Here is a 14,448-nt window from a genome sequence, read left to right on the forward strand (position 1 = left end):
ATTTCGCATCGCCTGAGCCGGAAAACGATCATCCGTTTTCGGCCCGATCGTCTAGCCAGACATAGTTTATCATTTCAGGAGAATGTCATGTTCAACGGAGCCATCCTTATCGGCGCGAGCGAGCGCCAGGGCGGAGAACCTTTCTACGCCATCAACCCGGCGACCGGCGCAAAGGGCGACATCGCCTTTTCCTGCGCCATGCCCGCAGATGTCGATGAAGCCTCAGCCCTCGCCGACGCCGCGTTCGACAGTTTTTCGACGCTGACGCCCGACGCGCGCGCCACCTTCATGGAAACCGTCGCCGACAACATCATCGCCATCGGCGACCTGCTGATCGAAACCGCAATGGCCGAATCCGGCCTGCCGCGCGCCCGGCTGGAGGGCGAGCGTGGCCGCACCGTGGGCCAGTTGCGCCTGTTCGCCAGCTATGTGCGCCTGGGCGACTGGCTGGACGCCACCATCGACCCCGCCATGCCCGACCGTGCGCCGCTGCCGCGCGCTGACCTGCGCCGCGTCAACCATTCGGTCGGCCCGGTCGCCGTGTTCGGCGCGTCCAACTTCCCGCTCGCCTTCTCGGTCGCGGGCGGTGACACCGCATCGGCCTTCGCCGCCGGTTCGCCTGTCATCGTCAAGGGCCACAGCGCCCACCCCGGCACCGGCGAGTTGGTCGCCCGCGCCATTCAGGCAGCGGTCAAGGCGTGCGGCCTGCACGAAGGCACCTTCTCCTATCTGCCCGGCAGCAACCGGGCGCTGGGTGGAGCATTGGTCGCCGATCATCGCGTCAAGGCGGTGGGCTTCACCGGATCGCGTGGCGGTGGCGTCGCGCTGATGAAGATCGCGGCCGACCGTGCCGAACCGATCCCGGTCTATGCCGAAATGTCGTCGATCAACCCGGTCGTCCTGCTGCCCGGCGCATTGGCCGACCGGGCCGCTGCGATGGGTACCGCGTTCGTCGGTTCGCTGACCATGGGTTCGGGCCAGTTCTGCACCAATCCCGGGCTGGTCATCGCCCTCGACGGCCCGGATCTCGACACGTTCGTTGCAGCCGCAGCGCAAGCCATGTCGGGCGCAGTGCCGCAGGTCATGCTGACGCCGGGCATCCATGACGCCTATGAAAAGGGCGTCGCCGCTCTGGAGGGCGCAGATGGCGTCACCACCATCGCGCGCGGCACGGAAGCGGAAGGCGTCAACCGGGGTCAGGCAGCCTTCTTCGCGACCGATTCGGCCACGTTCGGCGCAAACCCGCTGCTGGCCGAGGAAGTGTTCGGCTCCTCGTCCGTCCTCATCCGGTGCAGCAGCATCGATGAAGTCATCGCCACCATCGCAGGGCTGGAAGGCCAGCTGACCGCCACGCTACAACTGACCGACGCAGACAGCGATGACGCTGCCAGGCTGCTGCCCGTGCTGTCGCGCAAGGTTGGCCGCATCCTGACCAATGGCTGGCCCACCGGCGTCGAAGTGACTCATGCTATGGTTCATGGCGGTCCCTTCCCATCGACGGCGGATGGCCGTTCGACCTCGGTCGGCACGCTGGCGATGATGCGCTTCCTGCGCCCCGTCTGCTATCAGGACGTGCCGGACGCGCTGCTGCCCGCCGCGTTGCAGGCGTCCAATCCGCTGGGTCTTACCCGCCGGATCGACGGCAAGCTGGTAGTCGCCGCATGAGCATCCGGGCAGGGCTGGTAGGGCTGGGTAAAATCGCGCGCGACCAGCACCTGCCCGCGATGGCCAAAGTCGACGGCATCGATCTGGTCGCCATCGCCAGCCGCAATGCGCAGGGGGAAGGGGTGAATAACTACCCCGACCTCGGCGCGATGCTGGCGGGCGAGCCGGATCTGGACGCCGTCATCCTGTGTCAGCCGCCACAGGCCCGCTATCACGCAGCGCGGCAAGCGTTGCTGGCGGGCAAGCATGTGTTCCTCGAAAAACCACCGGGCGCGACCGTATCCGAAGTGGAGGCGCTGATCGCACTGGCAAGGGCGCAGAATGTCACCCTCTATGCCAGCTGGCACAGCCGCTATGCCGCCGCCGTGGCGCAGGCGAAGGCGTGGATCGCCCAGCGCAGGATCGAGCGTATCTCCATCCAGTGGCGCGAAGATGTCCGCCACTGGCATCCCGGCCAGCCATGGATATGGGAAGCAGGCGGTTTCGGCGTGTTCGATCCGGGCATCAACGCCCTGTCGATCCTGACCGAAATCGTGGCCGAACCCGTCACCGTCCTGTCCGCCAATCTGGAAGTGCCATCGAACAAGGACGCTCCCATCGGCGCGACACTGGCAATGGCGACTGCGTCAGGCGCACCGATCGACACGGTTTTCGACTGGCGGCAGACCGGGCCGCAGACATGGGACATTGCCGTCGATACCGACAATGGCGCGCTGCTATTGTCCGAAGGCGGCAATACATTGCGGCTGGATGGCGAAGTGCAGATGAAGGCACCGGACGAGGAATATCCGGCCATGTACCGCCGCTTCGTCGATCTGGTCGCGGCCCGTGCGATCGACGCGGACATAGCGCCGCTGCGTCTGGTGGCGGACGCCTTCCTTTGCGGGCGGCATTGCCCTACGGCTGTGTTCGCGGACTGACACACAGGAGACGGAATTTGGGTAGCGGGCGCAAGTTCATATCGGACGACAGCACGCTGCGCATCCATCAAACGATCGCGCGCGACCTGGGCACCGCGATCCTGACCGGCCGCCATCAGCCCGGCGAGTTGTTCGAGGGCGAGATAGAGGCGTCCGATCGCCTGGGCGTGTCGCGCACCGCCTATCGGGAAGCGGTGCGGATCTTGGTGGCCAAGGGGATGCTGGAAAGCCGTCCCAAGGCCGGCACCCGCGTATTGCCGCGCAACCGCTGGAACGTCCTGGACCCCGAAATGCTGGCATGGATGTTTGCGGGCGAACCGGATGCGAATTTCATCCGCGACCTGTTCGAATTGCGCGGCGTGATCGAACCGGCAGCAGCGGAATTTGCCGCGCGCCGCCGTACCGACGAACAGCTGACAATCATGGAAGCGGCGCTGGCCGAAATGGGCCGCTATGGGCTTTCGACACCCGAAGGGCGCGCGGCGGACCAGCGTTTCCACAATATAATACTGGCTGCGACCCGCAACGACGCGCTGGAGGCTCTGGCCAGTTCGGTCGGCGCGGCAGTAAGTTGGACCACCACCTTCAAGCATCGCAAGAAACTGATGCCGCGCGATCCCCTGCCCGACCATCGCGCCGTGTTTCAGGCCATCGCCGCGCGCGACACAGCAGCGGCGCGGACCAGCATGGCCGAATTGCTGCGACTGGCGCTGGCCGACATGGACATCGCCCTGGCCGAACCGGAGGGGTGATCACTCCCCCCGCCGGGAAGGATTATATCTGCACCAGATGCGCGACATCCTTCGCGCTTTCCTCCGCGATCGCGCCCTGCCGGATGATCCGTCCATTCTGCATCGCGCTATAACGATCGGCAAAGCGCCACACGAAATCCAGATATTGCTCGACCACCAGCACGGTCATGCCCAGCTGGTCGCGGACATGCACCAGCGCCGCCTCGATCTGCTGCACGACATTGGGCTGGATGCCCTCGGTCGGTTCGTCCAGCAGCAGCAGGCTGGGTTCCCCCGCCAGCGCGCGACCGATCGCCAGTTGCTGCTGCTCACCCCCGGACAGAAATCCCGCCGCGCGGGCGCGAATGTCATAAAGTTTGGGGAACAGGTCGAAAATATGCGGTGGCACTTTGGCGCTACCTTTCCCCCGCCCGGCCAGCGCAGACAGCCCGGTTTCCAGATTTTCCATGACGGTCAGCTGCGGAAACACATGCCGCCCCTGCGGCACGAAGCCGATCCCCGCGCGCGACCTTTTATGCGCGGTCAATGCCGTAATGTCCTGCCCGTCGAACCGGATCGTCCCGCCCGTCACTAGCCGCGTCCCCATGATCGTATGCAGCAACGTCGTCTTGCCCACGCCATTGCGGCCGATCAGCGCCATCACCTGCCCCCGCGCCAGCGTCAGGTCCACGTCCCACAACACCCGGCTCTGACCATAAGCGCTCGACAGGCCGCCAATTTCCAGCAGCGCGCTCATGCGGTGTGGCCCAGATAGACGGCAGCGACTTCCGGGTCGGCGCGCACTTCGGCGACGCTGCCCTGCTTTAGAAACTTGCCTTGGTGCATCACCGTCACGGGCGCGGCCAGTTGTTCGACAAAGCTCATATCATGGTCGATGACCAGCACGGTGCGCGTGTCGCCCAGCCCCAATATCAGCTGCGCGGTGCGGCTCGTCTCCGCCGGACCCATGCCAGCGGTCGGCTCGTCCAGCAGCAGCAGTTCCGCTCCCGTCGCCATCACCATCGCGATTTCCAGCCATTGCTTCTCGCCATGCGCCAGCGTGCCGGCCTCCACCGTGGCGCGGTGCGTCAGGCCGACGCTCTCCAGCGCTTCGTCCACCGCGATCCGTTCGTCCGCCGGGATGCCAGTCGCCAGACTCTTCCACCAGCGCCGGTCGCGCCGCGCCGCCAGCGCCAGATTATCGCGCACGGACAGGGTCGGCAGCACGCCGGGCGCCTGAAATTTCCGGCAAATCCCCCGCGCGACGATCGCCTGTTCGGGCAGGCGGTGGATTTCCTCGCCCTTGAATATCACGCGCCCCGCGCTGGGCCGCACCCGGCCGATGATCGTGTCGCACAGGGTCGATTTGCCAGCCCCGTTGGGACCGATGACCACGCGGGTTTCGCCCCGGTTCAGCGTCATCGAAAATCCGTCCAGCGCCTTGAACCCGCTATAGTCGATGGTCACGCCATCGACGCTCAGGATAAGGTCGGATACAGCAGATCCGCTCATGCCGCCTTCCCCTTCACCAGACCCGCCAGCCCGCGCGGCAACAAAGTGACGACGAAGATGAACAGCGCGCCCATCAGATAGAGCCACAATTCAGGGAAAGCACTCGACACCGCATCGCGCGCCAGATTGACGAGCAGCGCGCCGACGATTGCGCCTGCCAGACTATAGCGCCCGCCAATCGCGACCCACACGACCATCTCGATCGAAGGCACCACGCCGATCAGCGCAGGCGACACGACGCCAGCGTGCAGCGTGAACAGCGCGCCGCCGATCCCGGCCAGCATCGCGGCAATGGCAAAGGCCGCGACCTTGAACGGCGTGGGATTATAGCCCAGAAACCGCACCCGGTTTTCGCCATCGCGCGCCGCGCGCAGCAATATGCCAAAACGCGACGCCAGCAACCAGCGCAGCCCGACAAACGCCCCGCACAACAGCGCCAGCGTGATCCAGTAGAGCATCGATCCGGTGCCGGGACTGGCCAGCCCGACGCCGAAGATCGAATAGAAATCAGTGAGGCCATTGAAGCCCCCGGTCACGTCCTGCCGCGAAATGATGAGCGTGGCGAAGGCCAGGCTCAACGCCTGCGTTATCAGCGCGAAATAGGTGCCGCCCACCCGCCGGTGGAACACGGCCCAGGCAAACAACGCCCCTGCCAGCGTCGGCACCGCGACAATCGCTGCGATCGTGAAGGCAGGGCTGGCAAAAGGCGCCCACCAGAAGGGCAGACTTTCCCGTCCGCTCCACACCATGAAATCGGGCAGTTCGCCCGCTGGCAGATCGGCCAGCTTCATATGCAGCGCGATGGCATAGCCACCCAGCCCGAAAAACACCCCCTGCCCCAGGCTCAATATCCCGCCATGGCCCCAGATGAGGACAAGGCCGAGCGCCAATATCCCCATCGCCATGAACCGCGCAAGCAGGTTGAGATCATAGCTGGACAGCGCGAAGGGCGCGACGATGCCGAGTAGCAGCAAGGCCCAGGGCAGCGCTGGCTTGGGCGGCGAAAGACGGGAAAGATCAGGCATCGAGCTGGCGGGTCTTTACGGCGACGACGCCTTGCGGGCGCACCTGGATGAAAAGGATGACGAAGACGAGCAGCAACATCTGCGCCACGCTGACATCGACGAAAATCTGCGCGAGCGCGGCGAACAGCCCCAATATGATCGCCGATGCGGTCGTGCCGACGATGCTGCCAAGGCCACCCATCACCACGACCAGGAAGGCGGGAATGATATAGCTTTGCCCGACATTGGGCGTCACCGGGCCAAGCAGCGCCAACATGACTCCCGCCAGTCCCGCGACCCCCGAACCGAGGCAGAAGATCGTGAAATCCACGCGCTTGACGTCGATGCCACTGGCCGACGCCATCATCCGGTCCTGATTGACGGCCCGCACCAGCAAGCCGATCCGTGTCTTGAGCAACAACAGTGCGAGCGCACCCAGCACCAGCGCGGCGATGGCAATGATGAACAGCCGCGCCGATGGTAAAGTGACGCCGAACGCGACGAAACTGCCCGTCAGCCATTCGGGCGCACGCACTTCCACCCCGATCGCGCCGAACAGGTCGCGCGCGCCCTGTTGCAGGATCAGGCTGACCCCCCATGTCGCCAGCAACGTATCGAGCGGCCGCGCGGAAAGGTGACGGATCAGCGTGGACTGTATGAACCCGCCCATCGCGGCTGCACCCGCGAACGCGACGGGGATCGCCAATATGATCCCCATCGCGCCCGGCACCACCAGCAACGTCATCCAGGCGAGATAACCGCCCAGCATCAGCATTTCGCCATGCGCCATGTTGATCACGCGCATCAGCCCGAAGGAGAGGGCCAGGCCAAGCGCGGCCAACAGATAGAGCGACGCCAGCGAAATGCCGTTGAACAGCTGGTTGAGGAAAAGGGCGTCCATGCGCTTAAAAATCCGTTCGTCCTGAGCGAAGTCGAAGGACTTGCCTGAGCGAAGCGAAGGCATTTCGCTCCGCGCGATGAGGGGCTTCGACAGGCTCAGCCCGAACGGGATTGTGCGACATTTTACAGCTTGCAGGTCTTGCCGGGGAAGGCCAGCGCGTCATAGGGTTCCGGCACGATGTCCTTGCCGCTGTCGGCAATGATCTCGAACTGGCCATCTGCCTTCAGCTTGCCGATATAGGCTTTCTGGACCAGGCTCTGGTTCGCGGCGAAGCTGACCATGCCCATCGGCGTCGCGAACCCGCCCAGCGTCGCCGCCGCTTTACGCACCGCTTCGGGGTCGAAGCTCTTGGCCTTCTCCACTGCCGCTTTCCACGCATATACGTCCAGATAGCCATGGACCATCGGGTCGGTGATCGCCGCGTCCTTGCCGAACTTGGCCTTATAGGCGGCGATGAACTTGGCGTTCGCCTCCCCGGTCAGGCTCTGGAAATAATTCCATGCGGCATAGCTGCCCTCGACCAGACCCGCGCCCATGGCCTGCGCTTCCTGTTCGCCGATGGAAAAGGACATGACCGGCATCGTCTTGGGGCTGATGCCTGCGGCCTGCATCTGCTTGAAGAAGGCGACATTGCTGTCGCCGTTCAGCGTGTTGATGATGATCGCGGGTTTTGCCTGCGCAATCTTGGCGATCACGCCCGAAAAATCGGTCCCGCCCAGCGGCACATAGGCTTCGCCCAGCACCTGCATCCCGCCCTTTTCGATATGCTTTTTCAGGATCAGGTTGGCGGTGCGGGGATAGACATAATCGGACCCGACCAGGAAGAAGCTCTTGTAGCCCTGCTTCACTGCCCATTCGAGCGCGGGGAGCGCCTGCTGGTTGGGTTGCGCGCCCGAATAGATGATGTTGGGCGAACATTCATTCCCCTCAAACTGTACCGGATACCAGAGCAGATTCTTCGTCCGCTCGAAAACCGGCAACATCGCCTTGCGGCTGGCCGAGGTCCAGCCACCGAACACCGTCGCCACCTTGTCGCTTTCGATCAGCTTGGACGCCTTCTGCGCGAAGGTCGACGGGTCGGACGCGCCATCCTCGACCAGCGCATTGATCTGCTTGCCCATGACGCCGCCCGTGGCGTTGATTTCCTCGATCGCCAGCATTTCGGCATTTTTCACGGTGATCTCGCTGATCGCCATCGTGCCGGTCAGCGATTGCAGCACGCCCACCGAAACGCTGTCGCCCGCAGGCGCGCTCGCATTGTCGCCGCCGCCACCCGAACAGGCAGCCAGCGCCAGCGCGGCGGACGTAGTGGCAAGCAGCAGCAGCCTGGAACGGATCATCGTCTGAAGTCTCCTCCATGGCAGGGCCGGACATGACGCTGCCGCACATTGGATGCCCTAAAGGCTATGGAATGCCGCCTGTCCCCCGTATGCGTCATTTGACGTAGGCAGCAGCGACCGCTTGCGCCTAGAATGACACCATGGCGATCGGGGCGGACAGAATGGACGATGGCGGGTTAGCGCAGCGGCGATCGCGCTCGTTCTCACGTGCGGGAGCTACCCTTATTTTGCGCGATCCGCTATTTGCGTTTCTGCTCGCCGGGGTCGCGCTGTTTGTCGGCTATCAGGCGATCGAACGGATGCGCACGCCGCCGGTCGTCTACACCGCCGATGTCGAACAAGCGACGCTTGCCGATTTCGAGACATTGACCGGGCGCAAGGCCAGCGCCGCCGACCGCGCCCGCCTGAAAGCGGATTATCTGGCCGAGGAGTTGCTGTTCCGCGAAGCGATCGCCCGCAACATGCACCTGACCGACGGCGAAACCCACAAGCGGCTGGTCGACAAGCTGCGCTACCTGATCGCCGGCGCGCCGCCCGAACCGACCGAAGAACAGCTGGTCAACCATTATGCCGAAAATCTGGTCCAATATCGCGCCGAACCGCGCAGCAGCTTCACCCAGGTCTATCGCATCGCCAAACCCGCCGACGCAGCACTGATTCTGGCGCAGCTCAACGCCGGGGAGACAGTGGCCAGCGACGATTTCTGGCTGGGCCGCGACTTCCCCCGCTATGGCGATTCGATGGTGCGCGGCATTTTCGGCCAGCCCTTCGTCGCCACACTAAAAACCGCCCCGGAAGGCTGCTGGATCGGCCCGGTGCAATCGCCGCGCGGCTGGCATTTCGTGCGCAAGCGCGAAAGCATCGCATCGGCCATGATTCCCTTTCCCGCGATCCGGGATCAGGTGCGGCAGGATTATATGATCGCTCACAGCAATACAGCCATTGGCAAGGCGCTGGCGGACCTGAAGGAGAAATTCGATGTGGAAGAATAGTCTGGCCGCCCTGCTGCTGGCGCTGGCGGCGCTATTGCCCGGCACGGCAATGGCCGACATCTTCCTGTCCGCCGATTTCGCCCTGACCCGTGGCGAAGATCCGGGCAGTTATGAATTGACTGCCGCCGTCCCCGAAGCGGTCGGCCAGCCAGCGCCGGTCGTCTGGCCGCAGGGATGCCGCCAGACCGCGATGAGCCGCCAGACCAGCGGTGGGCGGGCGCAATATGCCTATGAATTTTCCTGCGACCGCGCCTTCACGACGGACGACCGAATCGGGACGCCATGGAAAGCGGATGGCGGACACTTCGTCACCAACATATTGGGCGCGCAGGTCGACCGCAGCCTGACTGGCGACGTCAATGGTATTCAGATACCCGTCGGCGAAACTGCCGCAACCGCCCGTCCGCTCACTACCATTGCCCCTGAATTTCTGGCGCAGGGCGTCTGGCACATCTGGTTGGGCTGGGACCATCTGGCGTTCGTTCTGTGCCTGGCGCTGCTGGCGCGCGGACGCGATTTATTGTGGCTTGTCAGTGCGTTCACTGCTGGTCACTCTGTCTCTCTCGCTGTCGCCTTTTTCGAGCTGATCCGCGTCCCCGTGCCGCCGGTGGAAGCCGCGATTGCCCTGTCCATCGCCTTCATGGCGCGTGAAGCCCTGCTGGTCGGCAAAGGCGAGCAGGCCTTCGCTTTCCGCCGCCAGTTGATCGTGGTGTCGCTGTTCGGCCTGCTCCATGGCCTTGGCTTTGCCACGGCGCTGGGCGAACTGGGCGTGCAGGCGGGGGAGAAACTGCCCGCGCTGGTCTTCTTCAACATCGGCGTGGAAGCGGGGCAATTGCTGTTCGTCGGCGCGATCCTGGGCTTGCTGGCGGGATTGCGCGCAGTATCGCTGGCCTCGCCGGTGAGAGTCGCGGCACTCTATGCCGTGGGCGCGATCGGCGCCTTCTGGATGGTCGAGCGGGTCGCGGGGTTCGCCATCGCCTGATCGGCCATTTCCCGCGCGATGATGCCGCTCGCATTGGCCACGGCGAAACTCACGCCAAACAGGTTGCGCTGCTGCGGCACGCCGGGAATCGGCCGGGGATGGCCCGACGCATGGATAATGCCATCCCGCTCGACACAGGCGTCACGCGGGCAATCCCAGTCGAGCGTCACGCCCAATACCCCGTCCAGGCGACCGGGCCAGCAGGGTTGACCGTCCGCCTCCCGCGCGGCGACGATCCTGATGCCCGCCGCCCTTGCCCGCGCCGCTGCCGCTGCAAAGGCCGCCGCATGGGCCGGGTTCATTGTACCAAGGCTCAGGTTGATGATGTCCACCCGCGCCGCCACCGCCCGGTCGATCGCACTGACCAGCGCCCGCGCACTGGCACGCAACCCGTCGTGAAACACCCGGATCGGCAGGCACAGCGAGTCAGGTGCCTGCTCCTGAATCGCGGCAGTGACGGCCGTGCCATGGCCGAGAGCGTCGATGCTGTCGCCATCGCGCACCGCGCCATCGCGCGCCACGGCGAAGCCGGGCAACAGGCGCGCCGCGTCGATATGGGGATGATCGGGATGGACGCCGCTGTCGATCACGGCGATGCGGATGGCGTCAGGCATCCACCGGCTCGCCGCGCCGTTCGACCAGCGCATGACCATCGGCCAGCCGCACGATCATGTCGGCGGATGCGGCCATGGCAGGCTTGTGGGTGATGACGATGATCGTGGCATTGGGCAACGCCCCGCGCAGCCGCCCGGCGATCAGCCGCTCCGTTTCGCCATCCAGCGCGGAAGTGGGTTCGTCCAGAATCAATATGCTGGGTGACCGCAACAATGCGCGCGCCAGCACTACCCGCTGCCGCTCGCCCGTCGACAACGCCATGCCGCGTTCACCGGCGCGGGTCGCATAGCCCAGTGGCAGGCTGGCGATGAAATCGTCCAGACCGGCGGCATGGGCAGCCGCCTCTATATCCGCCTGCTGCACGTCGGCCATGGCAAAGCCGATATTGGCGGCGATGCTGTCGTTGAACAGATAGGGCGACTGATCGACCAGGATGATTTCACGGCGCAGGTCGTCCAGTCGGTAATCGCGCAGGTCGCGGTCGTTGACCCATATGCGCCCCGCGTCGGGATCAAGGTAACGCACCATCAGGTCGGCCATGGTCGATTTGCCCACGCCGCTGGGGCCAAGGATGGCGCACAGGCTGCCCGCCGGGATGGTCAGGTCGATGTCCCGCAACACGGCATCGCGATCGTAGCGCATCGCCACGCCATCGAAGCGCAAGGCACCTGCCCGCTCCATCGGCACGGCGTCCGCCCGCTCGACCACTTCGGCCTTCGTATCGAACAGCTCGAATATCCGCCCCAGCGACACCCGCGCCGAAGCAAGGCCCGACGTCAGCCCCATCAGCGTCTGAATGGGGGAGAGCAGCCGCATATGATAGGTCATGAAGGCGACGAGCGTGCCGATGCTCATGCCGCCCTCTATGATGCGCCAGCCGCCATAGAGGATCACCGCCGATGTCGCCGCCGTCATCAACGCTCCGGGCAGCGCGCCCGTCATGAAGGAAGCGACCTGCATTTTCAGCATCGAACCGACAAAGGCGTCATTCTTCTGCCGGAAGCGCCCCACCTCATGCTCGCCCGCGCGGAGCGAGGCGACGACCCGCATCCCCATCACCGTATCGACCAGCAGGCTGCCCAGATCCGCGCCCTTTTCCCGCATGTCGCGGGTCAGGTCGGTCAGGCGGCGCTGATAATGGCGGAACGTAGCGAGGCTGGCGGGGACGAGGATGACGCTGACCAGAAACAGCCGCCAGTCGAGCCAGACCATCATCGCGACGCAGCCGACGAAGAACAGCAGGTTGCTGACCACCGACAGTAACGTGTCCGACGCGATCCGCTGCACGTCGCTGACATCGCTATTCATGCGGGAGACGAGATCGCCGAGGCGAAAGCTGCCGTAGAAGCGCGGCGAGAGCGTCTGAAGATGGCGCAGCAGCGCGGCGCGAATATCGTACAGCATTGCCGCCGACAGCGCGACATAACGGTAGCTGGCGAGGATATTGACGCCGAAACCCGCGATGGTCAGCGCCACCATGACGGCGGCGATCCGCACCAATGCGCCCATGTCGTGTTTCAGCAGCGCCTGGTCTATCATCAGCTTGGACAGATAGGGTTGGGCGAGGCCGAGCATGGTGGAGAGCAGGCTGATCGCCAGCACCATCAGCAACGCGCCGCGATAGGGGCGCAGGAAGGGCGTGAGCCGCTTATAGGCGCTCCAGTCAGCGATCGGCGGAGACGACGGCACGGTCATGCCGCCTGCCGCCGGGGGACGAGGCGGAAGCCGTCGAGCGCATAGCGCGGCTCGGGCATGGTCGCCAGCAGCGCGGTGCAGCGCCGATGCCCGGCCATCAGCGCATCATGCTGCGCCCGCCACCAGTCGCCCTGCCCCCCGGTCGCATAGAATTGCGCGCAGAGCAGCAAATGCCGTCGCATCGTGGCGATCAGCATGGACTGATAATGGGTGAGCAATGCCGCACGATCGCCCCCCTCCGCTATGCCGGTCAATACAGCAGCGGCGAGGATAGCTTCCCGCACCGATTGGGCGGTGCCGTCGCCGCAGATCGGGTCGAAGCCCAACGCCGCCGTGCCGCAGGCCAGCCAGTCGTCGCCGCACAGCGGCAGATGCAGGCGCGGCGCAGCCATGAACGGCATGGACGCGGCACCGACCGCATCGACCACCGGCGCGATCAGGTGGCTTTGGCCGAGCAGCATGTCGAGGCCGTCGCCCACCGCCAGCAGCCATCCCTCCCCCGGTTCGGCGGGGACGAGAAACAGCCAGCCATTCGCGACCGCCTCGACTCGGCATTCCTGCGCAGATTGCGGATCGCGCAGGCGCACTTTGGCGGCGATGGCATTGCGATCGCCAAAGATATGGAGGTCGCCCATCGGCAGCGGGGGCGCGGCGTGGAGCGTGAAATCGGCGGGCGATCCGGCCGGTGCGGCATCAACGGTCGGCAAGGCCGCCTGCACCGCATCTTCCGACGCCAGCGCCGCCATGTGCGGCACCGTCACGGCCGGTCCGCCCCACGCCACCACCCGCCGCATGATATGCGGGCTATCGGCGAACAGGTCCACCCGTTCGAATATCCCGCGCACCAGCGACAGCGCCGCTTCGCTGAGCAGGATCGTCGGCACTGGCGCGCGATGGGCGGCTTGGCTTGCGACCCGAAGGCCAGCCCGGTCCAGAAGATAGGCGCATGTCGTCGCGGCGATTCCGCTGCCCTTGATCGCGACGATCATGCCGGCATCGCTCACGGCACCGCGACCATGCCCGCGCCGGTGGTGTCATAGCCCAGATCCCACGTCACATCATGTTTGAGCGTCTTGGCGTCATACACTTCCACATCATAGCTGGCGCCGTAGATATAGAGTTTGCGCCCGTCCATCGACATGCCCAGGCGAAAGCGCGAACGGCAGGGAAATTCCGCCTTGTCGACTACCGCATTGCTGGCCATGTCCATATGCCAGAATTCGCAACGCTTGTTGCCCAGCTTCCCGTTGGTGACGACGGTATAGGCGTCCTTGCCATCAGGCGTCATCTGCATCCCCGCCATGGCGTCGGGCGCGGGGCCGATGGGGGTGAAATCGAACTGGCGGGTGGTCAGGTCGAACCGCGCCATGCCGAACATCTTGTTGTGGATATAGGGGTCCGCCGCGTTGAACAGCGAGACATATTGGCCCGGCGTGCGGATGGCGTCGAGCGTGCCGCCAAAGCCGCCATTTTCCATGCCGGTCGTTTCCGGCTTGGACAGGTCGATGCGATCGATCGCCTTGAGGCTGGCCAGGTCGATGATGATGACCTTCTCCCCAAAGACATAGAGATATTTGCCGTCGGGCGAGACTTTATAGCCGCCACGCCCGCCACCGGCACGCTCATCTTCCTTGTCGATCTCCGCCGTGCGCACGACCTTTTGCAGTTTCAGGTCGATGACGCCATACATCGGCTTGCTGACGGTGTAGCGGTCGATGCCCTTTTCGAACTTCGATATGACGGTGTAGAAATAGCGCCCGGTCGGGTCCGGCGTGCCGCCCCAGAAACGGTAGCGGGTGGTGCCATCGTTCAGGCTGAACTTGTTGATGACCTTGCGCGTCGCGGTGTCGATCACCTCGATCCCGCTGGTGGTGATGGTGGTCACATAAATGCGTTTGCCATCGTCGGACAATTGCATCGACGTGGGCAGGCCAGTGTCCAGCTTGATGGTGGAGGTGACTGCGCCCTTCCCTTCCTCGAACACCAGCAGGCTGTCGGGATAGGAACCCATGAACAGGGTTGCGGCGGACGCGGGCAACACCGCCAGCGCCGCAAGGCCGGTGGCGAGCATCAGGCGGAATGTCTGCATCG

General features: G+C 64.7%; 14 protein-coding genes. 5 read left to right on the plus strand and 9 right to left on the minus strand.

The genetic code is table 11. The annotated features are described in order from the left end of the window. Positions 1–87: 87 nt before the first annotated feature. Genes SPBM01_RS08700 through SPBM01_RS08710 form a run of 3 tightly spaced genes read left to right on the plus strand, consistent with a single transcriptional unit; the run spans position 88 to position 3,337 of the window. On the plus strand, positions 88–1,665 hold the full coding sequence (locus SPBM01_RS08700) for an aldehyde dehydrogenase (NADP(+)) (RefSeq protein ID WP_188065117.1): 1,578 nt from the start codon (positions 88–90) through the stop codon (positions 1,663–1,665). Continuing rightward, positions 1,662–2,585 (plus strand): Gfo/Idh/MocA family protein, encoded by a 924-nt coding sequence (locus SPBM01_RS08705; RefSeq protein WP_188065119.1) that lies wholly within the window; start codon positions 1,662–1,664, stop codon positions 2,583–2,585. The genes SPBM01_RS08700 and SPBM01_RS08705 overlap by 4 nt, the downstream gene beginning before the upstream one ends. Positions 2,586–2,602: 17 nt before the next feature. Further along, on the plus strand, positions 2,603–3,337 hold the full coding sequence (locus SPBM01_RS08710; RefSeq protein ID WP_188065120.1) for a FadR/GntR family transcriptional regulator: 735 nt from the start codon (positions 2,603–2,605) through the stop codon (positions 3,335–3,337). A gap of 22 nt (positions 3,338–3,359) precedes the next feature. Here the strand turns inward: SPBM01_RS08710 and urtE are convergent, their stop codons facing one another. From urtE to urtA, 5 genes are all read right to left on the minus strand, one after another. Further along, complete coding sequence (urtE, locus tag SPBM01_RS08715) at positions 3,360–4,073, minus strand: urea ABC transporter ATP-binding subunit UrtE (protein WP_188065121.1); 714 nt, start codon at positions 4,071–4,073, stop codon at positions 3,360–3,362. After that, a complete protein-coding gene (locus SPBM01_RS08720) occupies positions 4,070–4,828 on the minus strand; it encodes an ABC transporter ATP-binding protein (protein ID WP_188065122.1) in 759 nt (252 codons plus the stop codon). The genes urtE and SPBM01_RS08720 overlap by 4 nt, the downstream gene beginning before the upstream one ends. Beyond that, a complete protein-coding gene (gene urtC, locus SPBM01_RS08725; RefSeq protein ID WP_188065123.1) occupies positions 4,825–5,853 on the minus strand; it encodes an urea ABC transporter permease subunit UrtC in 1,029 nt (342 codons plus the stop codon). The genes SPBM01_RS08720 and urtC overlap by 4 nt, the downstream gene beginning before the upstream one ends. Beyond that, positions 5,846–6,733, minus strand: a complete 888-nt coding sequence (urtB, locus tag SPBM01_RS08730; RefSeq protein ID WP_188065124.1) for an urea ABC transporter permease subunit UrtB — start codon at positions 6,731–6,733, stop codon at positions 5,846–5,848. Before urtB ends, urtC begins: the two co-directional genes overlap by 8 nt. 122 nt (positions 6,734–6,855) lie before the next feature. After that, entirely contained in the window at positions 6,856–8,073 is a 1,218-nt protein-coding gene (gene urtA / locus SPBM01_RS08735; protein ID WP_188065125.1) for an urea ABC transporter substrate-binding protein, read from the minus strand. 227 nt (positions 8,074–8,300) lie between these two features. Here urtA and SPBM01_RS08740 point away from each other — a divergent pair, with 227 nt between their 5' ends. Beyond that, on the plus strand, positions 8,301–9,065 hold the full coding sequence (locus SPBM01_RS08740; protein WP_188065126.1) for a peptidyl-prolyl cis-trans isomerase: 765 nt from the start codon (positions 8,301–8,303) through the stop codon (positions 9,063–9,065). Beyond that, on the plus strand, positions 9,052–10,047 hold the full coding sequence (locus SPBM01_RS08745; protein WP_188065127.1) for a HupE/UreJ family protein: 996 nt from the start codon (positions 9,052–9,054) through the stop codon (positions 10,045–10,047). Before SPBM01_RS08740 ends, SPBM01_RS08745 begins: the two co-directional genes overlap by 14 nt. Here the strand turns inward: SPBM01_RS08745 and SPBM01_RS08750 are convergent. The 4 genes from SPBM01_RS08750 to SPBM01_RS08765 are packed head-to-tail and all read right to left on the minus strand — an operon-like array spanning position 9,981 to position 14,446. After that, the gene (locus SPBM01_RS08750) at positions 9,981–10,661 is read right to left on the minus strand and encodes a S8 family serine peptidase (RefSeq protein ID WP_188065128.1); all 681 of its coding nucleotides are present in this window, start codon (positions 10,659–10,661) and stop codon (positions 9,981–9,983) included. The genes SPBM01_RS08745 and SPBM01_RS08750 overlap by 67 nt on opposite strands. Beyond that, positions 10,654–12,357: an ABC transporter ATP-binding protein gene (locus SPBM01_RS08755; RefSeq protein ID WP_188065129.1), complete on the minus strand. Its 1,704-nt coding sequence runs from the start codon at positions 12,355–12,357 to the stop codon at positions 10,654–10,656. The genes SPBM01_RS08750 and SPBM01_RS08755 overlap by 8 nt, the downstream gene beginning before the upstream one ends. Further along, on the minus strand, positions 12,354–13,361 hold the full coding sequence (locus SPBM01_RS08760) for a hypothetical protein (RefSeq protein ID WP_262504373.1): 1,008 nt from the start codon (positions 13,359–13,361) through the stop codon (positions 12,354–12,356). The genes SPBM01_RS08755 and SPBM01_RS08760 overlap by 4 nt, the downstream gene beginning before the upstream one ends. After that, positions 13,358–14,446, minus strand: a complete 1,089-nt coding sequence (locus SPBM01_RS08765; RefSeq protein WP_188065130.1) for a hypothetical protein — start codon at positions 14,444–14,446, stop codon at positions 13,358–13,360. The genes SPBM01_RS08760 and SPBM01_RS08765 overlap by 4 nt, the downstream gene beginning before the upstream one ends. Positions 14,447–14,448: the final 2 nt, after the last annotated feature.

The organism is Sphingobium sp. KCTC 72723, from assembly GCF_014280435.1.
Classification (GTDB): Bacteria; Pseudomonadota; Alphaproteobacteria; order Sphingomonadales; family Sphingomonadaceae; genus Sphingobium.